The organism is Xanthobacter sp. DMC12 (assembly GCF_056314105.1).
This window is the reverse complement of sequence record NZ_JBQUYZ010000002.1, coordinates 525,755-537,697: the sequence shown is the minus strand read 5'-3', so window position 1 is coordinate 537,697 and position 11,943 is coordinate 525,755. Positions and strand designations below refer to the sequence as shown.

General features: G+C 66.8%; 11 protein-coding genes and 1 tRNA gene. 4 read left to right on the top strand and 8 right to left on the bottom strand.

All coding sequences use genetic code 11. The features are described from left to right. Positions 1-78 precede the first annotated feature (78 nt). The 7 genes from ACT535_RS10620 to ACT535_RS10590 form a co-directional block, all read right to left on the bottom strand. Positions 79-1,200, bottom strand: coding sequence for a TIGR03032 family protein (locus tag ACT535_RS10620; RefSeq protein ID WP_476364327.1), 1,122 nt, complete (start codon positions 1,198-1,200; stop codon positions 79-81). Positions 1,201-1,347: 147 nt separating this feature from the next. Beyond that, positions 1,348-4,818: a class I SAM-dependent DNA methyltransferase gene (locus tag ACT535_RS10615; protein ID WP_476364326.1), complete on the bottom strand. Its 3,471-nt coding sequence runs from the start codon at positions 4,816-4,818 to the stop codon at positions 1,348-1,350. Between the two features lie 224 nt (positions 4,819-5,042). Further along, positions 5,043-5,127: transfer RNA gene (locus ACT535_RS10610), tRNA-Leu, on the bottom strand. Between the two features lie 134 nt (positions 5,128-5,261). Then, entirely contained in the window at positions 5,262-6,032 is a 771-nt protein-coding gene (locus ACT535_RS10605; RefSeq protein ID WP_168458342.1) for an enoyl-CoA hydratase, read from the bottom strand. Positions 6,033-6,167: 135 nt separating this feature from the next. Continuing rightward, the gene (gene mutM, locus ACT535_RS10600) at positions 6,168-7,046 is read right to left on the bottom strand and encodes a bifunctional DNA-formamidopyrimidine glycosylase/DNA-(apurinic or apyrimidinic site) lyase (RefSeq protein ID WP_168458343.1); all 879 of its coding nucleotides are present in this window, start codon (positions 7,044-7,046) and stop codon (positions 6,168-6,170) included. A gap of 123 nt (positions 7,047-7,169) precedes the next feature. Beyond that, positions 7,170-7,523 carry a DUF2200 domain-containing protein gene (locus ACT535_RS10595; protein WP_476364325.1) on the bottom strand — a complete coding sequence of 118 codons (354 nt, stop codon included), beginning with the start codon at positions 7,521-7,523 and terminating at the stop codon, positions 7,170-7,172. Positions 7,524-7,529: 6 nt separating this feature from the next. Then, positions 7,530-8,684: a DNA recombination protein RmuC gene (locus tag ACT535_RS10590; protein WP_168458345.1), complete on the bottom strand. Its 1,155-nt coding sequence runs from the start codon at positions 8,682-8,684 to the stop codon at positions 7,530-7,532. A gap of 100 nt (positions 8,685-8,784) precedes the next feature. On the opposite strand from ACT535_RS10590, the gene def reads away from it, so the two are divergent. The 4 genes from def to ACT535_RS10570 all read left to right on the top strand — a co-directional run bounded on the left by def (position 8,785) and on the right by ACT535_RS10570 (position 11,509). Further along, the gene (gene def / locus ACT535_RS10585; RefSeq protein ID WP_393972663.1) at positions 8,785-9,303 is read left to right on the top strand and encodes a peptide deformylase; all 519 of its coding nucleotides are present in this window, start codon (positions 8,785-8,787) and stop codon (positions 9,301-9,303) included. Positions 9,304-9,339: 36 nt separating this feature from the next. Then, on the top strand, positions 9,340-10,263 hold the full coding sequence (gene fmt, locus ACT535_RS10580) for a methionyl-tRNA formyltransferase (RefSeq protein WP_476364324.1): 924 nt from the start codon (positions 9,340-9,342) through the stop codon (positions 10,261-10,263). 15 nt (positions 10,264-10,278) lie between these two features. Continuing rightward, on the top strand, positions 10,279-11,016 hold the full coding sequence (gene truA / locus ACT535_RS10575) for a tRNA pseudouridine(38-40) synthase TruA (protein WP_476364323.1): 738 nt from the start codon (positions 10,279-10,281) through the stop codon (positions 11,014-11,016). Between the two features lie 142 nt (positions 11,017-11,158). Next, the gene (locus ACT535_RS10570; protein WP_168458349.1) at positions 11,159-11,509 is read left to right on the top strand and encodes a hypothetical protein; all 351 of its coding nucleotides are present in this window, start codon (positions 11,159-11,161) and stop codon (positions 11,507-11,509) included. Between the two features lie 73 nt (positions 11,510-11,582). Here ACT535_RS10570 and trxA read toward each other — a convergent pair whose 3' ends face one another. After that, positions 11,583-11,903, bottom strand: coding sequence for a thioredoxin (gene trxA, locus ACT535_RS10565; RefSeq protein WP_024276966.1), 321 nt, complete (start codon positions 11,901-11,903; stop codon positions 11,583-11,585). Positions 11,904-11,943 lie beyond the last annotated feature (40 nt).

The window sequence follows — 11,943 nt, the reverse complement described above, 5'->3', positions numbered from 1 at the left end:
GTTGGATCACCCGCACCTTCGCGAGTCTAGTGGCAGAATACCTCTGTACGTAAAAATGTACCTCCTGATGCTTGCAGGCTACACTGCCGCTGGGGCATTCAGCTGCCCATCCGGCGCTTCAATCGTCAGCAGGCTCGACAGGTCTGCGCCACTCTCCGGGGCGGCCATGGGGCAGGTGGTTCCGGGGAGGACGGCCACGTCGAACAGCTCGCGGATCGCGCCCTCCAGCCGGATCCACTCCACCACGTCGCCGGTGGCGAGCTTGATGATCTGCACGCCGCACCACGGGCTGCCGCCGCGCCGCGCAATCTCGCCGTCGATGGGCATGCCCGTGAACGACAGGTGCCGTGGCAGGGAGAGCGTCACCACCGCATGGCCGTCATGGATGGACAGGCCGCGCAGGAAGCCGGGGCAGAAGGCCACATCCTCCTTGGCGCCGGTGGCCGGATCGACCCGGACAAGATAGCCCCGGGCGGAATCGAGCATCCAGATCCACCCTCCGTGGACCCGCGGCGAATGGGGCATGGAAAAGCCATCGGCGATCACCGCGTCGTCGTCCACTCGGATGAGGAGCCCGCCGCCCACCCGGTGGTCGCGCCAGCCGTCCACCACGTCGGTTGCGGACACCGCCGTCACGTAGCGCACCCGCCCGTCCTCCAGGGCGAGACCGTTGAGGTGGCAGCGATCCTCGGCGGCGAGCCGGGAGATGAACTTCGGCTTCCACACCGGCTTGAAGGAATGCGTGCTGCTGACCGTGGCAAGGCAGCTGAACTTGGTGTTCACGAAGACGATGCGGCCGCTCGCCTCCACCGCGATCTCGTGGGCGTCCACGTCGCCGGTGACGAACGCGGTGCGCGGCACGTAGAGGCGGTCGAAATGCCCGTTCGCCCGCTCATCGGGGCCGAGCACGTTGGCGAAGCGCCAGATCTGGTTCAGCGAGGCGAGATAAAGCTCGTTGCCGCGCGGAGCGAGGCCCATGGCCCGCACGAAATTGCGCTGGTGGAACGAGAGGTTCTCGTTGCCGAACTGGCCGACCAGGAAGAGCTGACCGCTCTGGTAGGAGGAGAAGGCGAGGCCGACCCTGTGCTGCCGCAGCCACGTGGCGAAGGTGCGGGAGCAGGTGATCTGGGTCTGGTCCTCCGCGAGGGACGGCGCGACCGCTTCCTGCTCAGACGTGGCTGCCTTTGGCGCTTGATCCATCGCTGCGACTCGTTCCCCGGAGGTATGATGTGCCAGGGAGACAAGTGAACCCGGTTTCATCAGCTCAGGCTAGACCGTTTAGGGGCGCACGCACGGGTCTTCGCGCTACCGACGCGACGACAGCCCGCCGGATGGGACGCTATCGCACTACGCGACGCGCCGGAACATGAAGGTTCGGCCGTCGCGGCTGCTGACGAAGCCCATGCGGACCAGGGAGGCGAGTGTCGCCTGCACCTGCGGCTCCGCCCGCTTCCCATTGCGGAATCCGGCGGCGATGGAGGCCGCGTCCACCGTGCCGGGCGCGGCGGCGAGCGCCGCCATGACGGCGGCGGTGCGCTCCACCGCATCGGTGGGAAAAAGGGGCTTCTGCTCCTTGGCCGCCGCCGCCACCAACGTCATGGTGTCCTGCGTCTCGGTGAGCTCGACGGGCACGGAAACGCCGGCGCGGGCTTTCTGATAGTCCGGGCGCAGCCAGCGGACCAGGCCGCGGGCCTCTTCCTGCGCGCGCTCCTTGTTGAGGGCGACAAGGCGGGTGACGATCTCCTCGTCCGAAAGGTTGCGCGGCCAGCCGTAGGCGTCGAACACCAGAGCGTCGAGACGGTCGTGCAGCTCCTTGAGGATGAGCACGAGTCCCTCGTCGCGGATGCGCAGGTCATCCGCCTCCAGCGCCGCGCCGGCACGCAGCTTTTCCAGCACGTTGTACATCTGGGTCAGCGTGAGGCGCGGATGCTCCGCCTGCCGGGCCTTGCGGAACGCATCCAGCTCCTCGGCGACGGCGCGGATGTCGGCTTTCAGGGCCTCGGAGGGGTCGGGGAAGGGGAAGGTGTCGAACGTCCGTGTTTTAATGTAGCGGGAATCATTACCCACACCCAACCAGCTACAAGTGCGCACCGTCCACAATGTATGAATTTGAGACGATAGAACGCCAAGGAAGTATGAATCCTCTAGCCCGAACACCATTATCGTTTGATCTGGCATTAATTTCGCATCAAAAAACTGGAATACCCTATGTTTCGCAGTTTGTACCGTAACCACAAAGAATTTAAGGCCAGAAACGAAAGAGCGCAACTCCTGTCGCGGCTTGCAAAATAGCCACCATTTTTCTGCATATTCCTGAGCATCTCGCGTCTGGGAGCGCAATGCAGCGGCTTCTCGTTCGCCTTTTACTGTGAGAACAAGATGTTGATATGCCTCCGGATAAGATATCCTGACCTGATCGGACGTAAGACCGAAAAAATCGAGGGCGTAAAATTCTCGCGGTAACGCCATTAAATCTCGGCCATTTCGATACCGGACAATGTGATTTTCGGCACCATCCCGATGACCTAGCCCCATGGACTCTGCCCGCTCTGCATCAACTATGAAGCCCGCCCCTAACGGCTTCATCCCATTTGAACAAATAAAATCGTTTGAGCGAAGAGGCGCTACGCTCGTTACATCATCACCAATAGTCAAGTCGGGATTAACTTCTCCAAAAGACTCGTTCAGCTCGATGGTGGGCACATCACTTTCTAGACCTATCTCGCGCAAAACCTCCCGCAGCCTCCCCTTCGCCTTGCCCGCCGCTGCGACGGTCATAGCGATGCGTACAGCCGCCGCATCACGCGTCGCCTTGGTCCAGGGGTGGTCCGGTATCGCCATCAGCAGCGAAATCGGCTTCTTCGCCTTCAGCCGGGCCGCCATAACGCGGCGGGAGAAGTCTTGGGTAATGGAATTGGTGGTGACGAAGCCGAAGCGCCGCAGCTTCGTGCCGCGCCGGGTCAGCAGGTCCGCCGCGCGATCCCACCAGTACATGACGAAGTCGGCGCTCTCGTTCATGTGCGGGTGCGCTGCCCACAGCGCCTCCGCATAGCCGTCGCCAAGGCGCCCGCGAATGTCCTTGCCGCCGATGAAAGGCGGATTGCCGACGATGTATTCCGCCTCCGGCCATGGCGGCAAGCGGGGGTTGCGGAAGGCGAGCACGGCCACGCGGCGACCCTCCGCGTCCGTCTGCACGCGCGGCTGGCCGTCCTTGTCCAGCGCAGGCTCGGTGCCGTCATGGGCCAGCACCGCGTCCATGGGCTTGATGGTGCGGAAATCGCGCAGGATGGGCTCGGTGGGCTGGCCGCCCTGGGTGCGGAAGAACCATTGCAGGAAGCCGATCCACACCACCAGCTCGGCGATGGCGGCGGCGTGGGGGTTCAGCTCCATGCCGAGGAACTGGTGCGGATCGATGGTGTGGCGGTCGAGACCCAGCGCCTCCTGCCCGCCGAGGTCGGCCACGGCCTCCAGCACCTCGCCCTCCAGCCGCTTCATCAGCTCCAGCGCCACATACAGGAAGTTGCCCGTGCCGCAGGCCGGGTCCAGCACCCGCACGGCGCAGAGCTGGGCGTGAAACTTCGTCACCTCCGCCAGCGCGCCGGCGGCATCGCCCTCGGCGGTCAGGCGCTCCGCCGTGGCGCGCACCACATCCCATTCCGCCCTGAGCGGCTCGATGACGGTGGCGAGCACGAGGCGCTCCACATAGGCGCGCGGCGTGTAGTGCGCCCCGAGCTTGCGCCGCTCGACCGGGTCCAGCGCCTGCTCCAGCAGCGTGCCGAAGATGGCCGGCTCCACCTCGCGCCAATTGGCCTTTGCCGCCTCGAACAGCTCGCCGATCTCCTCTCGCGGCAGCGGCAGCACCGTGCGGTCCTTGAAAAGGTAGCCGTTAAAGCGCTTCACCTTGGCCTCGATGGCGAAGGCGAAGGAGCCGGTGTCCATGGCCTCCCAGAGCTGGCCGACCAATTGGGGAAAATGCTCCGGATGCGTCCGGCACCGCTCCAGCACCCGCTTGAAACTACCCTCCGGGATCAGCTCCACATCCTCGGCGAACATGGTGAAGAGGCAGCGCATGAGGAACGACGCGATGGCCTCGCGTCGGTAGAGCGGGAGGCCATCCGGCCGGCGCTGCTCCTCGAGGAATTTCGACACCTTAGCCAGCCGCTCCGCGATGCCGCGCGTGACCTTGGCGGCCCGCCTGGTCGGGTCGAGGCTGTGGGGATCAGTCCAGACCTGCTTGAGGCGCTCGCGCACCTCGGCCGAGCGCAAATCCTGGAGGAAGACGCGGAAGCCCTGGCGATCGGGGAACTGGGCGTAATTCTTCCCCTGGCCGGAAAAGTCCGCATACAGCTCGAAGCAGTGGCCCACGTCGCAGACGATGAGGAAAGGCGGCCAGCCCTCGGACGGCGGCAGCGCCTTAGCGTAGTCCTCCGCCTGGCGCCGGGCATTCATCATCAGCACGTCCCAGCGGCGGCTCTCGCGCCGCCCCTGCGGCAGCACCTCCACCGGAAACAGGCCGTGCTGTTCCGCCCCGCCGGGCACCTTCGGCCCCTCGCCCTGGCGGCTCTGCTTGGCCTCCAGCACGAAGCAGCCGCGCTTGTAGAGATCGATTCGCCCGTGTGCCGTCGAGCCGTCGGGCTCGCGGAACGTCACCGCGCGCTCGAAAACATAGGCGTTGAGGCCCCGCTCATGCCCCGCCGGCTCCGGCGGCTCCACGCCGATCAGGTTGCAGAATTCCGTGAGGAACAGCGCATAGTTGGCGCGCTCCTGCCCGCCCTCACGGCCTGTCCAACGGGAAATGAAGCGCTCGACGTCGGCCATGCCCGCCCGAGTGACACGAGGAAAGGCTGCGAAGCTAGCGTTCCGTCACGCGGTGGGCAATGCGGTAGCCGGGGGATTCGCCGTGGGGCCTTGAGGCCGGCATCAGCTCCGGTCCATTCGCGGGAGGGCGAGCAAAGTACGGATTGCCCACGTTATGCCCACGAAATTCAATGCCGGGGATTTTTTGAAAACGGGCAAGAGCAAAAAGCTCTTTGTTTTCAAAATGGTGCCCAGGAGAGGACTCGAACCTCCACGGCTTTCACCACTGGTACCTGAAACCAGCGCGTCTACCAATTCCGCCACCTGGGCCCCGTCCGGTTTTGGCCGGCTGGGAGCGCGACACATAGAGGGGGTGCGGCTTGCTTGTCAACACGCTCCTTGCGCTGTCCCGCGGAAAGATGGGGAGAGGCGGGTGCGGCCGGTGGGGCCGCACCCGCGTCGGGTCAGGCCTTGAAGTCGGGCGGGCGCTTTTCGATGAAGGCGCTCATGCCTTCCTGCTGGTGGGGAAGGCCGAACTGGGACTGGAAGACCCGGCGCTCAAAGCGGATGCCCTCGGCGAGCGAGGTCTCGTAGGAGCGGTTCACCGCCTCCTTGGTCTGCATGGCGACAGGCAGCGACATGCCGGCGATCACCTTCGCCACCTTCAGCGCCTCGGTCATCAGCTCGGCGGCGGGGATGATGCGCGAGACGAGGCCGGAGCGCTCGGCTTCCACCGCATCCATCAGGCGGCCGGTGAGGCACATCTCCATGGCCTTCGACTTGCCGATGAAGCGCGTGAGGCGCTGGGTGCCGCCGGAGCCGGGCATGACGCCGAGCTTGATCTCCGGCTGGCCGAACTTCGCCGTGTCGGCGGCGAGGATGAAATCGCACATCATGGCGAGCTCGCAGCCGCCGCCCAGCGCGAAGCCGGCCACCGCCGCGATCACCGGCTTGCGGGTGCGCGAGAGGCGCTCCCAGGAGGTGATGTAGTCGTCGAGATACGTGTCCGGATAGGTGAAGTTCTGCATCGCCTTGATGTCGGCGCCGGCGGCGAACGCCTTCTCCGAGCCGGTGAGGATGATGCAGCCGATGGCGCGGTCGTGCTCCAGCACGTCGAGGGCGGCGTTCAGCTCGTTGATGAGCTGGGCGTTGAGCGCGTTCAGCGCCTGCGGGCGGTTCAGCCGGATGATGCCGACCCGCTCGTCCACCTCCAACAGGATCGTCTCGTAAGCCATCCTCATCTCCTCCTCAGCCGGCGTGACACCGGTCGATAGCCTCGGCGGCGCTTCGCGCGCACGGGTGACGTGCTCTACCGTGCCTCGGCGTTGATGCGAAGTGGCAGCCTCGCACAGCGGCCGTGCGAGGCTGCGCTATCGCTGGCAGACGGGGCAGTAGAAGGTGGAGCGCCCGCCCTGCACGATGCGCCGGACGATGCCCTTGCAATGCCGGGTCCGGCAGGGCTCGCCCTCGCGGCCGTAGACGCGGAAGGTGTGCTGGAAATAGCCCAGCTCGCCGCTCACCTGCTTGTGGTCGCGGAGCGAGGAGCCGCCGGCCTGGATGGCCTCGCGCAGCACGTCGCGGATGGCGGTGACGAGGCGTTCCATCCGCGGCGTCGGCTTGCCGTCGCCCGTCACGATGGTGTGGGCGAGACGGCGCGGCGAGAGGCCGGCGCGGAACAGGGCCTCGCACACATAGATGTTGCCGAGCCCGGCGACGAGCTTCTGGTCCAGCAGCGCGGCCTTCAGCGAGGTGTTGCGGCGGGCGAAGACGCTTGCGAGATAGTCCGCGTGGAAAGCATTGCCCAGCGGCTCGGGGCCGAGCCCGGCGAGCAGCGGATGGCTCTCCAGCCGGTCGTAAGGCACGATCAGGATGGCGCCGAAGCGGCGCGGATCGTTGAAGGTGACGGTCGTGCCGCCGGCGAGGTGCAGCACCACGTGATCGTGCGGCCCGGCTTCCGCGCGCGGATAATGGAAGGCGCCCGGCCGAAGCGCCTTTGCCCCCTCCACCCGGATGGAGCCGGACATGCCGAGGTGCAGGATCATCACCTCGCCGCCGTCGAGATCGGCCAGCAGGTATTTGGCACGACGGCCGATGGCCTCCACGCGGCGACCCGCCAGACGTTCGGCAAAATTCTCCGGCAGCGGCCAGCGCAGGTCCGGGCGGCGCGCTTCGGCGCTCTCGATCACGGCGCCCTGCAAGACGGGCATCAGGCCGCGGCGGACGGTTTCCACCTCGGGCAGTTCGGGCATTTCGTCCTTAAGGGTCACGGGCGCGCAACAACCGGCGCGCGATTCATCTCGGCCGCCAGCATCCCGCCTCGAACGCCGCCGCGCAAGATGCCGCAGATGCGGAGGGCGGCCACATCAACAGCCTCAGCCCTTGCGCAGGATCTTCTCCAGCGGCCGCCCGCGCGCCAGCTCGTCGATGAGCTTATCGAGATACCTTATTTCCCGCATGGTCGGCTCGGCGACGTCCTCCACCCGCACACCGCAGACGACGCCCGTGATGAGCGCACGGGCCGGATTGGGCGCGGGCGCCTCAGCGAAAAAGGTCTCGAAATCCGTCCTGCTGACGGCGAGGGCGCGCAACTCTGCATCGGAATAGCCGGTCAACCAGCGGATGATCTCGTCGACCTCCGCCTGGGTGCGCCCCTTGCGCTCGGCCTTGGCGATATAGAGCGGGTAAACGCTGGCGAAGCTGGTCGTATAGATGCGGTGCTTCTGCATGGGCGCTCACTGGGGAGGCGCGGAGGGCGGAGGGCCGGGCGCATCGAAATCCAGCTGCTCCAGCCGCAGCCCACGGCGGGCGATCTTGTCGGCGGAGACGATGACGCGCTGCACGTCGTCGCCCACTTGCGCGAAATGCTTGGCGAGATCGCCCACCCGCTCGCGCAGGCGGCTCACATCGTCCACGAGGGCGGCGACCTCCGTCCGCACGCGGTCCGCCTCCTCGCGCATGCGGGCGTCTTTCGCGATGGCCTGCACCACCTGTACGGCCAGCATCAGCAACGAAGGGGAGACGAGCACCACGCGCAGCCGATAGGCCTCCTGCACCACGCCGTCGAAATGCTCGCTGATCTCGGCATAGACGGATTCCGACGGAACGAAGATGAGCGCCACATCCTGCGTCTCGCCGGGGATGAAATAGCGCTCGGCCACGTCATAGACGTGCTTCAAGAGATCGTTGCGCAGGCGCTGGCCGGCCGCCTTGCGGTGCTCGGGTGACGGGGCCTCGCGGAAGGCGGTGACGGCCTCCAGCGGGAATTTGGAATCCACCAGCAGCGGGCGGGGGTCGCCCGGCAGGAAGATGGCGCAGTCCGGCCGCTTGCCGTTGGAGAGGGTGTACTGGAAGGCGAAGCTGCCGCGGGGCAGCCCATCGGAGACGATGGCCTCCATCCGCGCCTGCCCGAAGGCGCCACGCGCCTGCTTGTTGGCGAGCGTCTCGCGCAGGGAAACGACCTGCGCGGAGAGGTCGCCGAGGCTGCGCTCGGCCGCCTCCACCATCACGAGGCGCTCGGCGATGCGCGTCAGGCTTTCGTGGGTGGCGCGGGCGGCGGTGGAGAGCGTCTCGCCAAGGCGATGGGAAGTCTGGTCCAGCCGGTCGGAGACGGCCCGGGCCAGCTCGCTCTGCCGCTGGGCGAGAATTTCCGTCATGCTCTGCACGCGGCCGGCGGTCTCGGACTGGACGCGGACCAGCTCGCGCAGGCGGCGGTCCATCTCGTCCCGCCGCAGGGCTTCCTCGGAAGCGGCGGCGGCGCGCGCCCGCGACTGGCGCACGAGGCTCACCAGCACCAGAAACAGCAGCAGCGCCAGCACCGCCGCGGCGACCGCAGCCGCCTCGGCCACGGTGAAGGGCCGCCCGCCGAAGGTGAACAGCACAACCGGCATGCCTTGCTCTTGCGTGAACCTTCTCTTCTTACGTGATTCTCTTCCTTGAACAAACGGCGAACATGTTGACCTATGCGGCAGCTTCGCTTATCTCGCTCGAATGACGATCCGGCCCATCCTCATCATCCCCGAGCCCAAGCTGCGCACGCTTTCCACCCCGGTCGAAAAGATCGACAACGAGGTGCGCAAGCTGGTGGAGGACATGTTCGAGACCATGTACGACGCCCCCGGCATCGGGCTGGCGGCCATACAGGTGGGTGTGCAGCGCCGCGTCATCACCATCGATGTGGCGCGTGACGGCGAGAACAAGAAGCCCATCGCCCTCATTAATCCCGAGATCATAGCGGCTTCGGAGGAAACCTCCGTCTACAGCGAGGGCTGCCTCTCCATCCCCGAATATTACGAGGAGGTGGAGCGGCCGGCCAAGGTGGCGGTGCGCTTCCTGGACGTGGAGGGCAAGACGCGGGAGGTGGAGGCCGAGGGCCTGTTCGCCACCTGCGTGCAGCACGAGATCGACCACCTCAACGGCGTGCTCTTCATCGATCATATCTCCAAGCTGAAGCGCGACCGGGTCATCAAGAAGTTCACCAAGCAGGCGAAGCACAAGGCCGAGGCCTGACCCCATCGCGGCGGGCGATCACGGGACACGAGGTTCATGCGCATCGTCTTCATGGGCACGCCGGATTTCGCCGTGCCCACCCTCTCGGAAATCGTCGGGCGCGGCCATGAGGTGGTTGCGGTCTATACCCGCGCCCCTGCCCCGGCGGGCCGGCGCGGGCTCGACCTCACCCCCTCCCCCGTCCATGCGGTGGCCGAGCGCTTCGGCCTGCCGGTGTTCACGCCGAAAAGCCTGAAGGGCGAGGAGGCGGCGGAAGCCTTCCGCGCCCATGATGCGGACGTGGCGGTGGTGGTGGCCTATGGCCTCATCCTGCCGCAGGCCATCCTCGATGCGCCGCGCCTCGGCTGCCTGAACCTGCACGGCTCCCTGCTGCCACGCTGGCGCGGCGCCGCGCCCATCCAGCGGGCCATCATGGCCGGCGACACGGAGACCGGTGTCGCGGTGATGCAGATGGAAGCGGGGCTGGACACCGGCCCCGTGGGCCTCGTCGAGCGCATCCCGATTGGCCCGGACATGACCGCCGGCGAATTGCACGACCGGATGATGGTGATCGGCGCCGACCTCATGGGCCGGGCTCTGGCCGCGCTGGAGCGGGGCGGCCTCGGCTTCACGCCCCAGCCGGCCAGCGGCGTGGAATATGCCGTCAAGATCGAGAAGGCGGAGACGCGCATCGACTGGTCGAAGCCCGCCCAGGAAGTCCACGATCGCATCCGCGGCCTCTCCCCCTTCCCCGGCGCCTGGTTCCCTTTCGGGCCGGAGGAGGCGCGGGTGAAGGTGCTGCGCTCCACGCTGGCGAACGGCTCCGCCGCGCCGGGCACGGTGCTGGACGACCACCTCACCATCGCCTGCGGCACCGGTGCCGTGCGGCTCGTGGAGCTGCAGAAGGCCGGCAAGCAGCCCATGGGGGCGGAAACCTTCCTTAGGGGCAATGCCGTCCCGCCCGGAAGCCGGCTCGCCTGACGGCGGCAACCCGCCATGCCCCGTTACAAACTCACCATCGAATACGACGGCACCTCCTTCGCCGGCTGGCAGATGCAGGCGGACCTGCCCACCGTGCAGGGCGTGCTGGCCGAGGCGTTCCAGCGCTTCTGCGGGGAAAAGGTGACGGTGGCGGGTGCCGGGCGCACCGATGCCGGGGTCCATGCCACCGGGCAGGTGGCCCATGTGGACCTGAGTAAGGACTGGCGCACGGACACGGTGCGCGATGCCATGACGGCCCAGCTTCGGCCCCACCCGGTGGCCGTGCTTTCCGCCGAGAAGGTGCCGGACAGCTTCGACGCCCGCTTCTCGGCCACCAAGCGGCACTATCTCTACCGCATCGTCAACCGCCGCCCGGATCTCGCGCTGGACCGCGACCGGGCGTGGCGCATTCCCCAGGCGCTGGATGCGCATGCCATGCACATCGCAGCCCAGCGTCTTCTGGGAAAGCACGACTTCTCCACCTTCCGCGCCGCCGAGTGCCAGGCCGCCTCGCCGGTGAAGACCCTGGACCAGCTGGACGTCTCCCGCCACGGCGACGAGATTCGCGTCGTCACCTCGGCGCGGTCCTTCCTGCACCATCAGGTGCGCTCCATGGTCGGCTCGCTGATGCGGGTGGGCGAAGGCCGCTGGAGCGCGGATGACCTCGCCGCCGCCCTCGCCGCCGCCGACCGCACCCGCTGCGGCCCCATGGCCCCTGCGGCCGGGCTCTATCTCGCCGCCGTCAGTTATTGAGTCCACGCTGATTCGCGGGCCCATGCCCGGCGGTCAGCAACATCCTGTAAACGTTCCTGACGTCGCAGGTTGGAACGGTCCGGCGCCCTTGAGCATTTCCCCTTCGAAGACACCTCAGGGGCGATAGAGGACGACGGGTCCGATGTTCAGTTTCCGTATGCCGCGCTGGCAGCCCTCGCGCCGCCGCGTCCCCCTCTCGCTCGCCCATGTCGTTGCCCGCGCCGTGCCCGGTGCGCCGTGCGGCTGGGTCTTCTTCGACGGCAGCGAGACGCGGATCGATACGCAGGACGGCGAGGCCGTCATCATCCCCGGCGGGGCCTTCTTCCCGCGCGAGGCGCATCGCTTCGCAAGCGAGGGGGAGGCGCAGGCGGAGGCCGCCCGACTCAACGATTCGAGCCTTTGCCTTGACCGGCCCTGGCGGGTCCGCGCCGCCTCGGCCTTCATGGTGGAGCGCGTGACGGCCTCCGGAAAGCCTTTGGCAAGCCTCGGCTGACGCCCGATCCAATCACCCAAACGCAAAAAAGCCCCCGAACCGGGGGCTTTTTCACATTCGGGGCGCAGGACGCTCAGATCGAGCCGTTGATCCACTGCACCAGCTTGGCCTTGGGGGCGGCGCCTACCTGGCGGGAGGCGATCTTGCCGTCCTTGAACAGGAGCAGGGTGGGGATGGACATGATGCCGTACTTGGATGCCGTCTGCGGATTCTCGTCCACGTTCAGCTTCACGATGCGGACCTTCTCGCCCAGCTCGCCGGAGACTTCCTCCAGGATGGGGGCAACCATGCGGCAGGGGCCGCACCACTCCGCCCAGAAGTCGACGATGACCGGCGCGCTGGACTTCAGCACGTCCTGATCGAAATTCTGATCGGAAACCTTCTCGACGGCCATGACATACCTCGTAGGGCAGAACGGGGAGAACCACTGGATG